22 protein-coding genes are annotated in these 16,588 nt (G+C 64.9%); 13 read left to right on the forward strand and 9 right to left on the reverse strand.

Features of this window, described 5'->3' with window-relative positions:
* Positions 1-15: 15 nt before the first annotated feature.
* The 5 genes from ACQP1G_RS23770 (at position 16) to ACQP1G_RS23790 (ending at position 2,894) form a co-directional block, all read left to right on the forward strand.
* A complete protein-coding gene (locus ACQP1G_RS23770) occupies positions 16-444 on the forward strand; it encodes a MarR family winged helix-turn-helix transcriptional regulator (protein ID WP_433191761.1) in 429 nt (142 codons plus the stop codon).
* Positions 445-521: 77 nt separating this feature from the next.
* A complete protein-coding gene (locus ACQP1G_RS23775; protein WP_433191762.1) occupies positions 522-1,601 on the forward strand; it encodes an NAD(P)H-dependent amine dehydrogenase family protein in 1,080 nt (359 codons plus the stop codon).
* Complete coding sequence (locus tag ACQP1G_RS23780) at positions 1,598-2,083, forward strand: carboxymuconolactone decarboxylase family protein (RefSeq protein WP_433191763.1); 486 nt, start codon at positions 1,598-1,600, stop codon at positions 2,081-2,083. Before ACQP1G_RS23775 ends, ACQP1G_RS23780 begins: the two co-directional genes overlap by 4 nt.
* Positions 2,084-2,138: 55 nt before the next feature.
* Positions 2,139-2,351, forward strand: coding sequence for a hypothetical protein (locus ACQP1G_RS23785; RefSeq protein WP_433191764.1), 213 nt, complete (start codon positions 2,139-2,141; stop codon positions 2,349-2,351).
* A gap of 30 nt (positions 2,352-2,381) precedes the next feature.
* The gene (locus ACQP1G_RS23790) at positions 2,382-2,894 is read left to right on the forward strand and encodes a MepB family protein (RefSeq protein WP_433191765.1); all 513 of its coding nucleotides are present in this window, start codon (positions 2,382-2,384) and stop codon (positions 2,892-2,894) included.
* Between the two features lie 132 nt (positions 2,895-3,026).
* On the opposite strand, the gene ACQP1G_RS23795 is transcribed toward ACQP1G_RS23790, so the two are convergent.
* Positions 3,027-3,713: a hypothetical protein gene (locus ACQP1G_RS23795; RefSeq protein WP_433191766.1), complete on the reverse strand. Its 687-nt coding sequence runs from the start codon at positions 3,711-3,713 to the stop codon at positions 3,027-3,029.
* 103 nt (positions 3,714-3,816) lie between these two features.
* Between ACQP1G_RS23795 and ACQP1G_RS23800 the strand changes: the two genes are divergently transcribed.
* Together ACQP1G_RS23800 and ACQP1G_RS23805 are read left to right on the forward strand one after the other, a co-directional pair.
* On the forward strand, positions 3,817-4,107 hold the full coding sequence (locus ACQP1G_RS23800) for an ArsR/SmtB family transcription factor (protein ID WP_433191767.1): 291 nt from the start codon (positions 3,817-3,819) through the stop codon (positions 4,105-4,107).
* Positions 4,107-4,496: a VOC family protein gene (locus ACQP1G_RS23805; protein ID WP_433208748.1), complete on the forward strand. Its 390-nt coding sequence runs from the start codon at positions 4,107-4,109 to the stop codon at positions 4,494-4,496. The genes ACQP1G_RS23800 and ACQP1G_RS23805 overlap by 1 nt, the downstream gene beginning before the upstream one ends.
* Positions 4,497-4,499: 3 nt before the next feature.
* On the opposite strand, the gene ACQP1G_RS23810 is transcribed toward ACQP1G_RS23805, so the two are convergent.
* Together ACQP1G_RS23810 and ACQP1G_RS23815 are read right to left on the reverse strand one after the other, a co-directional pair.
* A complete protein-coding gene (locus tag ACQP1G_RS23810; RefSeq protein ID WP_433191768.1) occupies positions 4,500-5,465 on the reverse strand; it encodes an LLM class flavin-dependent oxidoreductase in 966 nt (321 codons plus the stop codon).
* Between the two features lie 20 nt (positions 5,466-5,485).
* Positions 5,486-5,995 carry a GtrA family protein gene (locus ACQP1G_RS23815; RefSeq protein WP_433191769.1) on the reverse strand — a complete coding sequence of 170 codons (510 nt, stop codon included), beginning with the start codon at positions 5,993-5,995 and terminating at the stop codon, positions 5,486-5,488.
* 583 nt (positions 5,996-6,578) lie between these two features.
* Here ACQP1G_RS23815 and ACQP1G_RS23820 point away from each other — a divergent pair.
* Positions 6,579-6,905: a GNAT family N-acetyltransferase gene (locus tag ACQP1G_RS23820; protein WP_433191770.1), complete on the forward strand. Its 327-nt coding sequence runs from the start codon at positions 6,579-6,581 to the stop codon at positions 6,903-6,905.
* An 89-nt stretch (positions 6,906-6,994) separates the two neighbouring features.
* A complete protein-coding gene (locus ACQP1G_RS23825) occupies positions 6,995-7,798 on the forward strand; it encodes an aldose 1-epimerase (protein ID WP_433191772.1) in 804 nt (267 codons plus the stop codon).
* Positions 7,799-8,132: 334 nt separating this feature from the next.
* Here ACQP1G_RS23825 and ACQP1G_RS23830 read toward each other — a convergent pair whose 3' ends face one another.
* Both ACQP1G_RS23830 and ACQP1G_RS23835 read right to left on the reverse strand, forming a co-directional pair.
* Positions 8,133-8,354, reverse strand: a complete 222-nt coding sequence (locus tag ACQP1G_RS23830) for a hypothetical protein (RefSeq protein WP_433191773.1) — start codon at positions 8,352-8,354, stop codon at positions 8,133-8,135.
* Between the two features lie 97 nt (positions 8,355-8,451).
* Positions 8,452-9,279 carry a class I SAM-dependent methyltransferase gene (locus tag ACQP1G_RS23835; protein WP_433191774.1) on the reverse strand — a complete coding sequence of 276 codons (828 nt, stop codon included), beginning with the start codon at positions 9,277-9,279 and terminating at the stop codon, positions 8,452-8,454.
* Between the two features lie 71 nt (positions 9,280-9,350).
* On the opposite strand from ACQP1G_RS23835, the gene ACQP1G_RS23840 reads away from it, so the two are divergent.
* Positions 9,351-9,953, forward strand: a complete 603-nt coding sequence (locus ACQP1G_RS23840; protein WP_433191776.1) for a TetR/AcrR family transcriptional regulator — start codon at positions 9,351-9,353, stop codon at positions 9,951-9,953.
* Between the two features lie 140 nt (positions 9,954-10,093).
* Here ACQP1G_RS23840 and dapA read toward each other — a convergent pair whose 3' ends face one another.
* Complete coding sequence (gene dapA, locus ACQP1G_RS23845; protein ID WP_433191777.1) at positions 10,094-10,987, reverse strand: 4-hydroxy-tetrahydrodipicolinate synthase; 894 nt, start codon at positions 10,985-10,987, stop codon at positions 10,094-10,096.
* Positions 10,988-11,059: 72 nt separating this feature from the next.
* Here dapA and ACQP1G_RS23850 point away from each other — a divergent pair, with 72 nt between their 5' ends.
* From ACQP1G_RS23850 to ACQP1G_RS23860, 3 genes are all read left to right on the forward strand, one after another.
* Positions 11,060-11,941: a LysR family transcriptional regulator gene (locus ACQP1G_RS23850; protein WP_433191778.1), complete on the forward strand. Its 882-nt coding sequence runs from the start codon at positions 11,060-11,062 to the stop codon at positions 11,939-11,941.
* A gap of 224 nt (positions 11,942-12,165) precedes the next feature.
* Positions 12,166-13,301, forward strand: a protein-coding gene (locus ACQP1G_RS23855; RefSeq protein ID WP_433191779.1) for an IS3 family transposase whose coding sequence is annotated in 2 segments (ribosomal slippage) — positions 12,166-12,427 and positions 12,427-13,301 — 1,137 coding nt in all. Because the reading frame shifts where the segments join, the coding sequence is not laid out codon by codon here.
* A gap of 156 nt (positions 13,302-13,457) precedes the next feature.
* Positions 13,458-14,716 (forward strand): IS3 family transposase gene (locus ACQP1G_RS23860; RefSeq protein WP_433191780.1). Its coding sequence is split into 2 segments (ribosomal slippage): positions 13,458-13,731 and positions 13,731-14,716, totalling 1,260 coding nucleotides; the frame shifts between segments, so codons are not numbered across the junction.
* Between the two features lie 287 nt (positions 14,717-15,003).
* Here the strand turns inward: ACQP1G_RS23860 and ACQP1G_RS23865 are convergent.
* The 3 genes from ACQP1G_RS23865 to ACQP1G_RS23875 all read right to left on the reverse strand — a co-directional run bounded on the left by ACQP1G_RS23865 (position 15,004) and on the right by ACQP1G_RS23875 (position 16,557).
* Positions 15,004-15,582, reverse strand: coding sequence for a hypothetical protein (locus ACQP1G_RS23865; protein WP_433191781.1), 579 nt, complete (start codon positions 15,580-15,582; stop codon positions 15,004-15,006).
* A gap of 169 nt (positions 15,583-15,751) precedes the next feature.
* Positions 15,752-16,240: a hypothetical protein gene (locus ACQP1G_RS23870; RefSeq protein WP_433191782.1), complete on the reverse strand. Its 489-nt coding sequence runs from the start codon at positions 16,238-16,240 to the stop codon at positions 15,752-15,754.
* On the reverse strand, positions 16,237-16,557 hold the full coding sequence (locus ACQP1G_RS23875; protein ID WP_433191783.1) for a type VII secretion target: 321 nt from the start codon (positions 16,555-16,557) through the stop codon (positions 16,237-16,239). The genes ACQP1G_RS23870 and ACQP1G_RS23875 overlap by 4 nt, the downstream gene beginning before the upstream one ends.
* Positions 16,558-16,588 lie beyond the last annotated feature (31 nt).

Raw genomic sequence — 16,588 nt, forward strand, 5'->3', positions numbered from 1 at the left:
ATGTATAGTGCAACCATGACCTCGGAACCGCGCACCACGGCGATCCACACCATCCAGCGCGAACTGACCGCATTCGCCCGGCGCGCCCGCGGCCGCGCCTCGGAGCTGCATCCGGAGTTGTCGCTGGTCGCATTCAGCATTCTGGACCTGGTCATCGAGCGCGACGGCTGTCAGGCGACCGATGTGGCCGACCATTTCGTCCTCGATAAATCCACGGTCAGTCGGCAGGTGGGCGCGCTGGAGCGACTGGGATATCTGACCAGGGAGGTCGATCCGGACAATCGCCGCAACCACATTCTGCGACCGACGGCGCAGGGGCGCCGGGTCGCAGGGGCGGCAGAGCAACGTCGCCATCGGGAATTCGCCGATCGTTTGACGGCGTGGGAAGACATCGACATCCGGCGCTTCGCCGAGTATCTGGTCCGCTATAACGCCGGGAAGTGACCGCCCGAATTCCATAGCCGCACTGCGTAATTGCGCTAATCCCAGTCACCGAACCAAGCGCTTGCTACGCTCACTCGATGATCCCCACGATCGTCTGGGGCACCGGCAATGTCGGCCGTGCGGCCATCCGCGCCGTCGACGCCCACCCGGCGCTGGAACTCACGGGCGTACTCGTCCACAACCCCGATAAGGTCGGCCGCGACGCGGGGCCGCTCGCGGGGCTCGACTACCACCTCGGCGTGACGGCGAGTGCCGATATCGAGGCGGCCCTCGCGGCCGGGCCTCGGGCGGTGGTGTACGCGGCTTCGGGCGATATCCGCCCTGATGACGCACTCGCCGACATCCTCCGGGCCATCGATGCCGGAGCCGTGGTCGTCACCCCCGCGCTCTACGCGCTCTACGATCCGTCCAGCGCGCCACCCGAATTGCGCGATCCGGTGCTGGCCGCGATCGCACTCGGCGGCGGATCGCTGTTCGTGTCCGGCGTCGATCCCGGCTGGGGCAATGACGTGCTGCCATTGCTGATGAGCGGACTCGCCAGCACGGTCGATGCGATCCGCTGCCAGGAGATCTTCGACTACACCACTTACGACCAGCCCGATTCGGTCCGCTATCTGGTCGGTATGGGTCAGCCGATGGACTACCTGCCGCCGATGGTGGCGCCGAGCGTGCCGACCATGGTGTGGGGTGGGCAGATTCGGTTGATGGCGCGGGCGCTCGGCGTCGAACTAGACGAGATTCGCGAAACCCTGGACCGGCGCGCACTCGATACCACCGTCAGCACCGAGCGGATGGGTGATTTCGAAGCGGGTACACAGGGCGCGGTGCGATTCGAGGTGCAGGGGATAGTGGAGGGGGAACCCCGCATCGTCATCGAACACGTCACCCGGATCCATCCGTCCTGTGCACCCGACTGGCCGACACCACCCGACGGCGAGGGCGCGCACCGCGTGATCATCGAGGGCCATCCGCACATCGAGATCACCATCGAGGCTGCCGACGAGGACGGAAACCGTTCCGCGGGCGGCAATGCCACCGCGGTCGGCCGACTGGTGAACGCCATCGACTGGCTCGTCGACGCCGAACCCGGACTCTATGACGCGCTCGATGTCCCACTGCGCCCCGCAGTCGGCAAGCTCGGAAGGAAGCTCCCATGATCATCGACATTCCCGAAGGCAAGGACCCGATCGGCTACGTCTGGGGCGAGATGGTACCCGGAATCGGCCTGGCCGCCTCGAACTTCTCGCTGTCGGTCTACTCGCATTCGACCCTCGGACTGCGCGAATTCGAAGCGGCGCGACTGAAGATCGCCCAGGTCAACGGCTGCATCTTCTGCCTGGATTGGCGCACCGAGCGCGACGGCGAGAAGGTGGAAGCGGCGTTCGCGGACGCGGTGACCAACTGGCGCACCACCGAGTTGTTCGACGACCGCACCCGACTGGCCGCCGAATACGCCGAACGTTACGCCACCGATCACCACAATCTGGACGAGGAGTTCTGGGACCGGATGCGGGCGCACTATAGCCAGACCGAGATCGTCGAGTTGAGCATGAGCATCGGATCGTGGCTGGCCTTCGGACGGCTCAACCATGTGCTCGGCTTGGACGCGGTGTGCGTGTTGCCGGGCCATTCGTCATAGGCGCGTCCCACAGATAATCGGTTCCCGGACGAGGGGGCGACCCTATGGTCGTCCCATGCCGGAACCGTCGTGGGCCGAGTCGGACACGTTGCGCTCCAACGCGGTCGCGGCGTTTGCGCACGGCAACGACTACATCTATACCCGATGCGACCTGGTCGATGGCCTCGGCCACATCGCTGCCCGGCCCTCGGTGGCCCGCAACGACATCGACCCGTCGACGCAAAGGCAACGGGACATGGCGACACCCTCGTCACATAGACTCCCTTGAACGCGACATCTTGTTCGGTGGGGAGTTGGTTTGGTTTCTGCTGGTGTACATCCTGACGTGGTCGAGATGAGGCGTCTGTTCGACCGTCTCGGTTTGACGGTTTCGGATCCAGTTCCTGAGGCGGACAACGCTGAGTACGGGGCGTTCGTTTCCAGCGTGGGTCGCGGGTCGGTCAGGTTCCGGGTGGGCAAGCTGACGCCTGCAAAAGTGGGGGCGTTCGTCACTGTGTGGAAGCGTGCGGAGGATGGGTCGACGGAGCCGTTCGCATGCATCGACGGCATCGATCTACTGGTGATCAGTGTGCGGGAGGGGCCGTATTTCGGTCAGTTCGTGTTCCCGAAGACCGCATTGGTCACGCACGGCATCGTTTCAGTGGATGGTCGGGGCGGGAAGCGTGGGTTTCGTGTGTATCCGCCGTGGTCCGTGACGAAGAACAGTCAAGCAAAGAGGTCTCAGAAGTGGCAGTGCAACTACTTTCTCGAGCTTGACGACGGTCAAAAGGTTGATCTGCAGCGGGCGCGCCAACTGTACGACACGGTGTAGTGGCGGCGGAGAGCCAATTCCAGAGATCCGCGAACGAATCCGTGGCATCGCCGAGGACCCGATCGAAGGACGCCAACCGCCGAGTGGCCGCGGCTCGAATCATGTAGTGAATGTTGGCCTTTGGAGTGTGGCTCAGTCCAACGGCTCCCACGGGACTTGGTCGAGGCGGCTCCACTCGTCGCTGGCCCAATCCCAGATGAGTTGGGCGACGGTCGCGCCGTCGGTCATCGTGGCGCCGAGGCGTTGGTCGCGGACCGGGTGGTGGAGTTCGAGGGTGTAGTCGGTGGGGGAGTTGCGGTAGGTCTGGATGAAACTCTTTGTGGCACTGCGCTTTTCGGCGATCAGAAAGGGGGTGGCGGCCAAGAGGTGGAGTTGGCGGACCCAGTCGAAGATATCGCGTTGGGTGAGGGAGGAGTATTTGCGCTCACCGCCGATATCCACCAGGACGAAGCGGCGGATTTCGGGGCTGGTCAAGGTGTTGGCCCGCGCATCGTAGATTTCGTACGCGAAACCGGTGATGAGAGCCTCGATGAGCTCGCGAACGTGCGGCGCCGCGTAATCCTTGGCGGAGCCACGCGTTCTGCGGCGGTCCACACTATCGGCCGCGGTCACCCGTACCGAATCTCCTGCCGCCTCGATGCGCAGTCTGGCGTGCGGGGCGGCGGCCGGAATTCGGCTGTTCCACCCGTGCAGTCCGGCAATGACGGTCTGGTAGAGATGATCGTCTGCGGGTTGCCCGCGGCGCGACCGAAAATACGGAAGTACGTCCCCCGGCGATGCTGCCGCGCCAGCGGGCAGCACCACGAACTCATAACTCATCCACCCAATCTAACTCGGCCACGACCCTATTCGCCCTGCGTACCGCACGGTCTGCGCAACCCGTCACTTGATAGGCAAGTAAACACTTGCCTATAGTGAGAGCGTGAGCACCGGCCCGGCAGGCGACGTATTCAAAGCATTGGCCGACCCCACGCGCCGCGCGATCCTCGACGAACTGGCCGATCGCGACGGCCAGACATTGTTCGAGCTCTGCACCCGACTCACCATGGGCCACCAACTCACCTCGAGCAGGCAGGCGGTCTCGCAGCATCTGGAGGTGCTCGCGGCCGCCGGTCTGGTGACCACGCGCCGGGACGGCCGGTACAAGTTCCACCATCTGAATCGAGAACCACTGCGGCGACTCACGCACCGCTGGCTACCGGAGGACAAATGATCCGCATCAACATCACCAGTGTGTTCGTCGACGATCAGGACAAGGCATTGCGCTTCTACACCGAGGTCCTCGGCTTCGTGAAGAAGACCGAGGTTCCACTCGGCGAGGCACGCTGGCTGACCGTCACCTCACGACAGGAACCCGACGGCGTCGAATTGCTGTTGGAGCCCGACGGGCATCCGGCGGTCGGGCCGTACAAGAAGGCGCTGGTCGAGGATGGGATTCCGGGTGCGTCGTTCGCGGTGGACGATCTGTACGCCGAATACGAGCGGATGCGCGGGCTGGGCGTGTATTTCACCCAGGAGCCGCTCGATCACGGACCGGTGATCACCGCGGTTCTCGACGACACCTGTGGCAATCTGATTCAGATCGCCCAGCGCAAGGCCTGAGACTCACGCCGATTGGTGGGCGGACAGCAGCGCGTCGGCGAGCAGATCAAGTTGGCGGCGGGCGTCGAGTGATCCGATGCGCAGCACCAGATGCGACGCACCGGCGTCGAGGTATCGGCCGAGCCACTGCACACATTCGTCGGCCGATCCGCCGAAATAGGCTTGGATCGTGGACATTACGTCCAGGGGTTGGCGGTAGTACTGCCGGACGTAGCCGTCGAGTTCGGTGCGCGCGGCGGCAGCGTCCGGGTTGATATTGATCGTGGCGTACAGGCCGGGAGTGATGGTTCGGGTGGTCTTTTCGCGGATCGTGGTCCACGCGCGGGCGTAGGCGTCAGGGTCCGGCAGGAACGGCAGCCAACCGTCGTAGTGCCGCGCAACCCGTTCCAGCACGCGAGGTGTGTCGCTGCCCGCCAGCCAGAGTGGGGGACCGGCCGGACTCGCGGCGGGCAGCGTGCGGGACAGGTCGTCGAGGTGCCAGTAGCGGCCGTCGAAATCGGTTGCCCCGGACCAGCTCTGCCGCCAGATGGCGACCGTCTCGTCGAGGCGGCCCACGCGTGCGGTGAAAGGCACACCGACAGCGCCGAATTCGTCCTGGCTCTCGGGCAACGGGAATCCGGCGCCGAGGCCGAGGATCAACCGGCCGTTGCTCAGCTGGTCGACTGTGGCTGCGGTGTGCGCGCCGAGCAGCGGATGACGCAATGTCGCGGTGAATGCGGCGGTGCCGAGTCGTACCCGCGAGGTGGTCGCGGCGACTGCGGCCAGCAGCGGTAGCGGATCGACGCGGGTCCGAGCCAACGGGGAGTCACCGATCCACACCGAGTCGAAACCGGCTTCCTCGGCGGCTTGGGCGAAGCGGACCAGTCCGATGGCGTCGTGGTCGCCGGTCATGGCGGTTTCGCGGCTGGGCAGTAGAACGCCGATTCGAGTCACATCGGCGATCTTCGGTCTGTCCGGATTCAGGGTCAATTACCTCGAAGGTAAGCGGCCTACCGCGGTTCCAGTTCGGATTGGACGAGATCGTCGGGGAAGGCGTACCGGCGGAACGCCCAGTAACGGAATGCCATGGCCAGCAGCACGCCCAGGATCTGGCCGGTAATGAAGTTCGATACCGCCTGCGTGACCGGGCTGACGTGCGGCACCCGGATATCGAGCGCATATAGCGCTACCGCCTGCGGCAACAGGGTGACACCGATGCCGAGCGCGCTGATGGCGAAGAACAGGGCCGCCTCGTGATGCCGTTCCCGGCCGCCCCTGGTCCGGAACGACCACTCCCGATTGAGCACATACGACACGATGGTGGCGATCAATACGCCGAGAACCCGCGCGGTGAGCGGCTTTTCACCGAGCACGGTCAGTTTGAGCGCGTACACGATACCGGTATCGATGAACCAGGTGATCCCGCCGACCACCGCGAACTTCAGCAGTTCGCGGCGCCGGATCAGATAAGACCGATACGGCTCCGGAATGCGGTCGAGAGCAGGCTGGATGAAGGACACGCCCCGCACTATATCCAGCAAACGCGCCACCTCGCGTTCTCAACCGCCGGTCGGACTGCATCGACCCGACCGCGCGCGCATACATCGGACCACACAAGGGAGCGCGATATCCGCGCTGTTCGGATGGCTATCCGGCAGCTCGCCGACCGCGCGCTCCGGCATCGGGTGCCATCGTGATGACGTAACCGTATCCGCGTCACGCCTACAACCGCCCGGTCGACCTGCACCGAGTGCCACGCCCGTGCGCCCGGCGCCGCACACACCGACACGGTGCCGAGTCGGATGTGCTACGCCATCCCACGCCCGCTCGATGTGATGATCAATCTCGTCGACAAGGCTCAGCCATACCGCCTACTGTCGCCGCCATGCCGGAATCGTCCCGCCGCACCGATACCGTGCCGCCCGATACTGTGCTGCTCCGGGTGCCTCGAGCCGCTGATGAGCAGGCAGTCCGCGCGGCGCACGCGGAGTTGGCGGAGCATGGGTTCGACTTTGCGCTCGGTCTCGAGCCGGGCATGACCTGGTCGCAGTACCTCACGACCCTCGAAAACCGTCGCAGCGGTCGCGATTACCACCCGGCATCGTGCCCGAGACCTACCTCGTGGCCACCGTCGACGACGAGGTCATCGGAAGAGCCTCGGTCCGGCACACGTTGAACCCCGCTCTGACGCGCCGTGGCGGGCACATCGGGTACGCCGTCCTGCGTCAGTTCCGTGGCCTCGGTTACGGCACCGCGATCCTGCACACCAGCATTTCCGTGGCTCGCGACCTCGGTGTGGACCGAATCCTCGTCACCTGCGACGACACCAACGCCGCCTCCGCGCGCATTATCGAATCCTGCGACGGGATTCTCGATTCGATCGAGCCTTGGACCGACGGCACATTGGTACGCCGGTACTGGATCAGCTGATGCCCCCAGTGCGTACACGCCGCACATCGGGGCCGCCGCCGTGGCAGTGTGTCCCACTGGACCAGTTCATTGCCGGAGGAGGAGTGCTCATGGCCGATGCAGGCGATTCCACTGTCGTGCTGACCGCTGGGAAAGCGGAGCTGACGATTGATCCGCCGGACGGCGGACGGCTGACCAGTCTGCGGATCAGCGGTTTGGAGCTGCTGCGGCAGGGTCCGCGCTACGGCGCGTTCCCGATGGTCCCCTGGTGCGGCCGAATGGGACTGGGCCAGTTCCGAAATGGCGACGTAATCCATCAAATGCCCATCAACGCCGCGCCGCACGCCATCCATGGCACCGGCCGTGACACGGCCTGGCAGGTTCTCAGTGCCTCCGAAACCTCCGCCACGCTGAGCTACGACCTGACAGACCCATGGCCCTATCCCGGCCGAGTCACCCAGTTGATCGAGCTCACCCTGGATTCGGTCACCCTCACGATGCGCGTCGAAGCAGCCGCGGACAGCTTTCCCGCCCAGGTCGGCTGGCACCCCTGGTTCCTACGAAACCTGGGCTCCGGCAACGATATCCAGCTCGACTTCACTCCCGCCTGGCAGGAAGAACGCGGCACCGACTACCTTCCCACCGGCCGCCGGATCGCCCCGCAACCCGGCCCCTGGGACGACTGCTTCGCGATGCCCACCGGCACCACCGTCACGCTCACCTGGCCGCACGCACTGCAGCTGAAGATCACCAGCCCTGCCCACTGGGTGGTGATCTTCGACCAGCAACCCGAAGCCGCCTGCGTAGAACCCCAATCCGGCCCACCCAACGGCCTCAACACCCACCCCCACCCGGTAACCCCCACTACGCCCCTGGAACTCTCCACCACTTGGACCTGGCAGGCACTCACCTGAACTCCAATTCGATAGCCTGGCGCACGGTTCGATCCCAGTTCGGAGCATTCGACGGTAGGACGAGGGCATCCGGTTTCGAGTCGACCGGCCCCTCCATAGGCGCAGTGCAGCTGGAACCCGGCGATCCGTCGTCTAGACGGCCGAGGTCGACGCGAGGACGGCTGAGCGTGTCCGCCAGCGATGTCGATGCCGGGCGGAATCTTCCGTGCGGGTTCCGCCTGCGTTGGCTCGCGTTCGGCCGGGCTCATCGCCGCGAAGGCCGTCTCGCGTCGTTTCGATAGTGCCGCTGGTTCTTCCGCGCCCAACTGCCGTGCGTCTTCTTCACGCTGCCGCGTCAGCTGGGCGAATTCCTCGGGGTCAGTGGCTGATTCATGGAAATTGTCTCCGCTACCGATCGCAGGAACTTCGATGTCGACGGATCGACCGCGGGATCGAGTCCGTCGAGCACACCGAGTAGGCGCTCAGGCAGTCCGGCTGCCCGGGCGATGCGTTCACCGACCACCGCCAACTGCGGCCGGACGAGATCCCGCGGGTCCTGGGTCGGCTCGGCCCGCAACAGCGCCGCAATGTTCTCCAGCGGAAACCCGAAGCCTTGCGGTGTCGGCCGCCGCAGCCATCGGCCCCTGGACCGGCTTCGGTGCCGGGCGCGGCCGTCAGGAAGTGCCTGCGCGTGCGGCGGTCGCGGCCAGGGTGGTGTAGTCCATCGTGAAGGATCCGCCCAGAGAGTCGATGGCATTGCCGACCGCGTCCAGTATCTCGGCCAGCTGATCAGGCCGGAGTTGGGTGAGGCCACCTGTGGTCGGGAGCAGCTCCAGCCATTGGTCGCGCGTATAGGACTGCTGCCAGTCGAATAGCCACTGTTCGGGATCTTCGAATTGTTCGGTCTGGCGGATCTGGTCGGCGATTTTCGCGTATCCCGCTTGGTAGAGCTCGAGGGGACGACGAGCCGGTTGGCCGCTGAGCGGGGAGTCCGGCGCCACCCGCCGGAAGGCGGCGGCGAACGGTTCTGCCACCTCGGCGGGTGGCTCGTACACGTGACCGAAGATCGCCAGCCGTCCCCCTGGACGCAGCACGCCGGCCGCCTTCGCGGCGCCGGCAACCGGATCCACCCAATGCCACGACTGAGCGGCGATGACCGCATCGAACATCCTGTCACCCGGCTGCCACGCCTCGAAGGTTGCCGTCTCGACCCGCAGGCCGCGGGCTCGCGCGAAGTCGGCCATCCGCATATCGGGTTCGACGCCGAGCACCGTGCACCCTGCGGCCTGGAACTGGCGGGCCGCGATGCCGGTACCGCAGCCCACGTCGAGCACGTCCGCCCGGGGGGTCTCGGCGAGGATCCGCGCCACCAATGCGTCGGGGTAGCCGGGCCGGGCCTGGTCGTAGCGCTGTGCGTCGACGCCGAACGACACGGCCATCCGCTGGAACTGCCCCGGCTGCGCTGGGGACGGTGCTGGTTGCTCTCCCGGTATTATGGGCATGCGCCCACCTTAGTGGGCACATGCCCACTGCGCAATAATGCGGCTGGATCGACGAACGAAAGGATCTGTGAGTGCCGACTGGGATGCACCTTCGCGACGCGCGGCGGCAACTGTTCGACGCAGCCGACCGTGTGTTGCTGCGCGCCGGGCCGAACGGGCTGACCAGCCGGGCTGTCACCGACGAGGCGGGCTGCGCCAAAGGCGTTCTGCACCGGCACTTCACCGACTTCGACACCTTCCTCACCGACCTCGTGCTCGACCGGGCCGCGCAGCTCGAAGCGCAGGCGAGTGAGCTGCGCGCCTCTGCCGGCGCCGGCACGGTGGCCGCCAATCTGACCAGCGCGCTGACCATCCTGTTCGGACCGGTTCCGGTGGCGATCATCCCGCTCATCACCTTCCGTGACGAGCTGCGCGCGCGACTGCGGCAAGCCAGGCCCGGCGGCGGCATGGCGATCCTCGCCGAGGCGACGACCGCGATCTCCACCTATCTGAACGCTGAGCGTGAACTGGGCCGCATCGCAGCCGACGCAGATATCGACTCACTCACCCTCTCCCTGGTCGGTGGCGGGCACCTGTTGTTCACAGACCGCGACCCCGGCCCACCGACTACATCAACAGTCGAAAAGTTCGTGGCAGCGGTGATCTCCGACGCCGTGCAACGACGACCGGCCTGAGCCCTACCGGCGTCGAGAACAGCTGCCAATAAGATTGCCGACCACACCACCGGTTGCACCTGCTCGGGCTGAGTCCCGCACGTCATGATGTGGGCGGGGCGTTATCGGATACCGAGGCACACTGTGGTGCGATCCGCGCGTCAGGCGGGGACGGTTGCGGGGATGTGGGTCAGGGCTTCGAGGGCGGCGTCGGTCGCGGCCGGGGAAGCGGGGAGGAGGGGGAGACGGACGTGAGGGGTAGGGATGCGGCCTTGGGCGGCCAGCGCGGACTTGATGACTACGGGGTTGGGTTCGGTGAAGAGGGCTGCGGACAGGGGAGCCAGGCGGTGGCCGAGTTGGCGGGCTTCGGGAATGGGGCCGTTGTGCCACAGGCGGATCAGCGTGGCGAAGGCTGAGGTGGCCAGGTGGGAGGCGGCGAGGATGGCGCCGGATGCGCCCAGGGCGAGGAGTGGGGCAGCGTGCAGGTCGTCGCCCGCGAGGACGGAGACATTCGGCGGGAGGGTGCTCATCAGGGTGATGGTGGTGTCGTCGATGCCGCCGACCGCGTGTTTGAAGCCGATGATGTTCGGGATGCGGGCCAGTTGGTGGAGGGTGTCGGGACTGAGAGTGCGTCCGGTGCGGTACGGAATGTTGTAGACGATGAGGGGGACCGGGCTGGTGGCGGCCAAATGGCGGAAGTGCGCGAGGACGCCTGCCTCAGAGGGACGGGTGTAGTAGGGGACAACCGTGAGCGCGGCGGTCACGGTTGAGCCGAGGACGGCGAGGGCTTCGCCCGAGGCGGCGGTGGAGTTCGTACCCGCACCGGCGATCAAGGGGGCGTTGCGTTCTCGGCAGACGGTGCCGCAAATGTCGAGGACGCGGTTGCGCTCTTCGGGGGTCAAGGTGGCGGTTTCGGCGGTAGTGCCGAGTGCGACGATTCCCGTCGCGCCGTCATCGAGTATCTCGTGGGCCAAGCCCGCAAGGGCATCGGCGGCCAGTTCGCCGTTGGCGAAGAAGGGCGTGATCAGGGGGACGAAGAGGCCGGTGAGCGTCATGGTTCCCAGGTTGCCGGGCACTGATACTTCAGGTCTAGTTCATATTTCTTCCGATAAGCATAAGCTGAGCTGATGCTCGATGTCCGTAAGCTGCGCCTGCTGCGCGAACTGGCCCACCGCAAGACGATCGCGGCCGTCGCCGAGGCGATGAGCTATACGCCATCCGCGGTCTCCCAGCAGTTGACCGCGTTGGAACGGGAGGCCGGTGTCCCGCTGCTCCAGCGGACCGGACGACGCGTCGCCCTGACGCCCGCCGCACTGACGCTGGTCGAACATGCGGAGACCATTCTCGCGGCGCTCGAGCAGGCCACCGCCGACCTCGCTGCCTCCCGCACCGCGCTCACCGGAACGCTGCGCATCGGCGCCTTCCCAACCGCAGTCGCACCGATCCTGTCCCCGGCCTTGATCACGCTCAGCCGAGACCATCCGCGACTGGAACTGCTGGTAACGGAACTGGATCCGGCGACCGTCCCGGACGCGCTGCGCACCGACACGCTGGATGTCGCGCTGGTCCAGGAGTACGACTATGTGCCCGCGGAGCCCGATCCCGCCCTGGACACCGAGCCGCTCCTGGAGGAGACGATCTACCTGGCCGCACACACCGCCGCGCCACTATCGGAGCACCGCACCGCCTCCTGGATCGTCGGCACACCGGGCACGCTCTGTCACACGATGACGATCCGAGCATGCCAGGCAGCCGGATTCACGCCAAGAGTGCGCCACCACGTCGACGACTTCAGCACCGTCCTCGCACTGGTCGCGGCCGGACAGGGCGTTGCCCTCGTCCCAGAACTCGGCGCACTTACCCCACCCCCGAACGTGGTGCTGACAGCATTGCCGACCTGCCGCAAAACCCATCTGGCCTACCGGCGAGGAACTGGCGCACACCCGGCCGTAGTCGCGGCCCGCGCCGCCTTGCGTGCCTCTGCCGCAACGATTTCCAGCGCACAGTAACTCGTCCGCTCGAATCACGCTGCGCCACTGACCGACTCGGCCCCGCAATCCCGCTAACCGGCACGCGTCTGCCGAACGAGAACCAAGATCAGGTCGAACTGGTATCTGCTCAGCGGATCGCTTCGGTTCGGCGATATGCGCAGTGACTGGAGCCCTTTGAGCAGGTCCAGCGGTTGTGAGAGTTCTGATGCACCAGAATGGGTGCAGGAGGACGAGATCACGACATGGCGCGACGACGACACACCCCCGAGCAGATCATCCGCAAGCTGCGCGAGGGCGAGAAGCTGATCGGGGAGAAATTCTCGATCGAGGAGGTGTGCAAGCACCTCGAGATTTCCGAGGCTTCCTGGCATCGCTGGCAAGCCCAGTACGGCGGCATGAAATCCGACGACGCGAAACGGCTCAAAGAGCTGGAGCGCGAGAACGCGCGGTTGAAGAAGATGGTCGCCGAGCAGGCCCTCGATATCGACATGCTCAAGGAAGTGAACCGGGGAAACTATTGAGCCCGGACCGCCGTCGCAGGGCCGTGGTGGTTCTGCAGCAGCGGTTTCGGGTGTCGCAACGCCGCGCCTGCCGAGTGGTGGGGCAGTCGCGGTCGGTGCAACGTCGGCCGCGCGCGGTCGCCGAGGTCGAACGGACGCTGAGGGAGCGGCTGCGCGTGATCTCCCGGCGTCATCCGCGGTGGGGCTGGCGGAAGGCGCACGCGTTGTGCCGTGGCGAGGGTCTGGTAACCAACCACAAACGCACCCAACGACTCTGGCGTGAGGAGGGATTGAAGCGACCGAGTCGAGTGCGTAAGAAACGCCGCATCGGGCCGGGTCGGAATCAGCGTCTGAAGGCGTCGTTCCCGGATCAGATGTGGGCCCTGGATTTCCAGGTCGATGTCACTGTCGACGGTCGACAAGTCCGGTTCCTTAACATTGTCGACGAGTTCACGCGGGAAGCCTTGGCCACCAGAGCATTCCGGTCGTGCACCGCCGATCAGCTGGTCGGTGTGCTCCACGAGATCATCGTGGCCACCGGGCGGAAGCCGATGCACATTCGCATGGACAATGGCACCGAGATGACCGCGCACGCGATGCGGGATTGGTGCCGGTTCACCGGGGTCGATGCCTCGTTCATCGATCCGGGATCGCCGTGGCAGAACGGTGTCTGTGAGTCGTTCAATGGGCGTTTCCGCGACGAGTTCCTGTCCTGCGAGGTGTTTCATTCCCTGACCGAGGTGCGGGTCCTTGCCGAGGATTGGCGCATCGAGTACAACAGTTACCGGCCACACGGATCGCTGGGTTTCCTTACCCCGCAAGCATTCCGTGAGCAATGGGTACCGACCGAGTTCGAGCAGCAACTACAACTCGCATAGCCGGTGGACCTGCCATCGGGGCCCAGTCAGCAGGGGTGAACGGGCGGAACGGTCACGTATCAATCGACCGCTCATCGTTGGTCGAGCACACCCCTGATCAATGCCTGAACCGCCCCGACTTTCTGGCCGCTTCCTTCTTTGTGAAGGATGTGGGCCATGCCCAAGCGTTATCCGATCGAGCAGCGTGAGCGTGCGGTGAAGATGGTGCTGGAGCGACTCGACGGGTATCCGTCGGCGTATGCCGCCTGCCAGGCGCTCGCTCCGAAGCTCGGCATCCACGCCGAGACCCTGCGTGTCTGGGTGAAGCAGGCCCAGATCGACACCGGGAAGGCTCCCGGGGTGACGAGCGCCGAGCAGGTGCGGATCAAGGAGCTCGAACGAGAAGTCCGAGATCTGAAGGAGGCCAACGAGATTCTGAAAGCGGCCTCGATTTTCTTCGCGCGGGAGATCGACCCGCGCCGCCGTTGATCTGTGAGTTCATCGATCAGATGCGTGCTGTGGGTTACCGGGTCGATCCGATCTGTCGCGTGCTCACCGAGCAGGGCGTGCAGGTCGCCGGACGCACCTATCGGAACTGGAAGACCGCGCCTGCGTCGGCGCGGACGGTAACCGACGCGCTGCTGACCGACGCGCTGCTGGCCACCGTCGGCACTCCCGAAGGATTGTATGGGCGCCGCAAGATGACCCCGTTTCTGCGTCGTCAGGGCCACAGGGTCGGGATCGGCACCGTCGACCGGCTCATGCGTGACGAAGGCCTGTCGGGCGTGGTCCGCGGTGGCAAACACCGCACCACAATCGCAGGGAAAGGCGCCGGGCATCGCCGAGCCCCGGACCTTCTCGACCGCGACTTCACCGCGCCCGAGCCAAATCGCAAGTGGGTCACCGATTTTACTTACGTGCCCACCTGGACCGGGTTCGTATATGTGGCGTTCGTCATCGACTGCTTCTCCCGCTCCATCGTGGGCTGGCAGGCGGCCACGATCAAGGACACCGCGATGGTTGCAGCCGCGCTGAAGATGGCGCTGTGGCGACGAGACCACGACGGTCACGCTGTGCCCGAAGGGTTGATACATCACAGCGACGCCGGGTCGCAATATACTGCGATAGCCTTCGCGGAAACACTTGTCACCGAAGGCATCTCGGCCTCGATCGGCAGTGTAGGCGATGCCTATGACAATGCCCTGGCCGAGTCCACGATCGGATTGTTCAAAACCGAAGCCGTCGCCGGGGATAGTCCGTTTCTCGCTGGGCCGTTGCGGTCCCTCGACGACGTCGAGTACGCGACGATGGAATGGGTCGACTGGTACAACAATCGGCGGTTGCACAGCCTGCTCGGGCACGTCCCACCCGCCGAGTACGAGACCGCCTATTACGCTCGACAACAGCCATCCCAGCCGGTGGTAACTCAACCATGAAGCCGGCCGGAAAGTCGGGGCGGTTCAGCCCTGCATCCCAGCCGGTGGCAGATTGTCCTGCCAGAACATCGAACGCCCGACCGCAGAGCGCGGCCGCGGTGGGCGGCCCCGCCCTACGACCCCGACACCTATCGGCAGCGCAACGCAGTCGAACGCGGAATAGACCAACTCGAGCACAACTGTGCCGTCGCAACCAGATTCGACAAACTCGCCGTCCGCGACCTGGACAACCATCCACATCGCAGCGATCAACCAGTGGCTACGCTGACCCAACTCGTGAACTCGCCTCAGCCCTCGATCGGACCGTCCGAAGGATTCGGGCAGGGCATGGCCTGCATCGCAGCGGCAAAGCCGGGGTGGGCCTGTACGAGGGCGAACTGTTCGTCATCAATCTGGCGGAACATCACAGGCTCGGTACTCCTGCGGAAAAGCCACACTGCTGCCACTAGTCCCAAGGGAATCGAGCCCGGAGAGAAAGCCCACACCATCGGACCGACTGCTGTCTCGAACTTGATACCTGCCCAGCCCGCAGCGATCAGGATCGTCAAGATTGCCAGGTTTGCGGCCATCACCGACAGGAGAATGGATGCGGCACGGCGGTATGTCCGGCGTTCACGTTCGCACCGGTCGCAGACCGGCCAAGCGCCGACCAGGATCGTCGACATCGGCGCGAGTTGCTTCGACGCCACCCTGACCACGGCGGTGCGGTGGAACCGAGGATGCTGCTTCGTATCGTAGAAGCAGGCCCTGAACCGTTGCCGCGACACCGCCAGACGTCCATGCCGGCTGCATGTGTCCGGAAGGTCTTGGGCGATCTCCAATTCGAGTGGTTCGACGGTCCGCGCAGCGCTCTTCTGGTACAGCATTCGGGTGAACGGTAGGGGCTCCCGACACCGACGTAGGCGGACCATCAAATCGCTCTCGCTGGTCCACGGCCTCTGATACGTCATCGCGACCGGCCTGAATACATACCGAGGATCGGGGTGAGACCATTACCCACATGATCGTGCCGATGACCGTGGCACAGGGTCACGCTCATTCCAACCAACCGCGTCGGCGTCGGTCTTCGTAGTAGAGGTCGTCGTCATCCGGTTCATCGGGCATGACGATCCGATCGCGGTCGGGTTTGCGAGTTCCGGGAATCACATTGTGTGCCGGTCCTGGACCACTGCCGCTCGGCGGCTCAGGTGCTGAATTCGACGGTGTCGCCAGCGCCGAACTCGGCTGGGACCGGGGCACCACCGATTGTTGATCGGTCGCCGGGCCGGCCGCCGCATCGGGTTCTTCGTTGCGGTAGCTCTCGAGTATCGTTTTCCCTTTTTCGGCCAGACGCTGGATCTCCTCTGGTGTTCTTCGTCCTAGATCCGCGGCGACCTTCGGAAGTACAGCATCACTGAGACGTATGAACGACTCGCTCTGCGCGAGGTCACGCAAGCTGCCCTTGCCGTTCAGGATCTCTCGCAACTGCTTCTGCAGATCCGGGTCGAACAGCTTTTCGACGGGATAGGTGGTGGTTGTCGTCATTTTCCGGGCTCCCCGTAGTAGGCGTCCATATTCTTAGCCCGCTCGAAATCGGTCGTTCGATACATCCTCGAGGCCTTCGTCAACTCCGTGGACGAGTCGTCGGTCACCGTGCCCAAACGCTCGTAGTTCGACTTCAACTGATCACACGCTTCCTGCAGTTGATCGAGCACAGGCGTGAGTACGAGGCCGCCGTCGCTCTGCACGTCGAGCCATTTCTTGGAATACGTCACAGCTTGACTGTTGTCCTCGGCGATCTTCCATAAGCCGCGTGCGGCCAGGTAGATATCGTCCGGGCTTACTTTGAATTCTTCGGTCATTCTTTGCCTTGCCGTTCCTGTGATCGTCGTT

Origin of the sequence: Nocardia sp. CA-107356 (assembly GCF_050946365.1) — a bacterium.
Lineage (GTDB): Bacteria > Actinomycetota > Actinomycetes > Mycobacteriales > Mycobacteriaceae > Nocardia.

What these genes read in the sequence shown, in the direction of transcription:
- ACQP1G_RS23770 (WP_433191761.1), top strand. Translation starts at nt 16, where the DNA reads ATGACCTCGGAACCGCGCACCACGGCGATCCACACCATCCAGCGCGAA.
- ACQP1G_RS23775 (WP_433191762.1), top strand. Translation starts at nt 522, where the DNA reads ATGATCCCCACGATCGTCTGGGGCACCGGCAATGTCGGCCGTGCGGCC.
- ACQP1G_RS23780 (WP_433191763.1), top strand. Translation starts at nt 1,598, where the DNA reads ATGATCATCGACATTCCCGAAGGCAAGGACCCGATCGGCTACGTCTGG.
- ACQP1G_RS23785 (WP_433191764.1), top strand. Translation starts at nt 2,139, where the DNA reads ATGCCGGAACCGTCGTGGGCCGAGTCGGACACGTTGCGCTCCAACGCG.
- ACQP1G_RS23795 (WP_433191766.1), bottom strand. Translation starts at nt 3,713, where the DNA reads ATGAGTTATGAGTTCGTGGTGCTGCCCGCTGGCGCGGCAGCATCGCCG.
- ACQP1G_RS23825 (WP_433191772.1), top strand. Translation starts at nt 6,995, where the DNA reads ATGGCCGATGCAGGCGATTCCACTGTCGTGCTGACCGCTGGGAAAGCG.
- ACQP1G_RS23835 (WP_433191774.1), bottom strand. Translation starts at nt 9,279, where the DNA reads ATGCCCATAATACCGGGAGAGCAACCAGCACCGTCCCCAGCGCAGCCG.
- dapA (WP_433191777.1), bottom strand. Translation starts at nt 10,987, where the DNA reads ATGACGCTCACCGGCCTCTTCGTCCCCCTGATCACGCCCTTCTTCGCC.
- ACQP1G_RS23850 (WP_433191778.1), top strand. Translation starts at nt 11,060, where the DNA reads ATGCTCGATGTCCGTAAGCTGCGCCTGCTGCGCGAACTGGCCCACCGC.
- ACQP1G_RS23865 (WP_433191781.1), bottom strand. Translation starts at nt 15,582, where the DNA reads ATGCTGTACCAGAAGAGCGCTGCGCGGACCGTCGAACCACTCGAATTG.
- ACQP1G_RS23870 (WP_433191782.1), bottom strand. Translation starts at nt 16,240, where the DNA reads ATGACGACAACCACCACCTATCCCGTCGAAAAGCTGTTCGACCCGGAT.
- ACQP1G_RS23875 (WP_433191783.1), bottom strand. Translation starts at nt 16,557, where the DNA reads ATGACCGAAGAATTCAAAGTAAGCCCGGACGATATCTACCTGGCCGCA.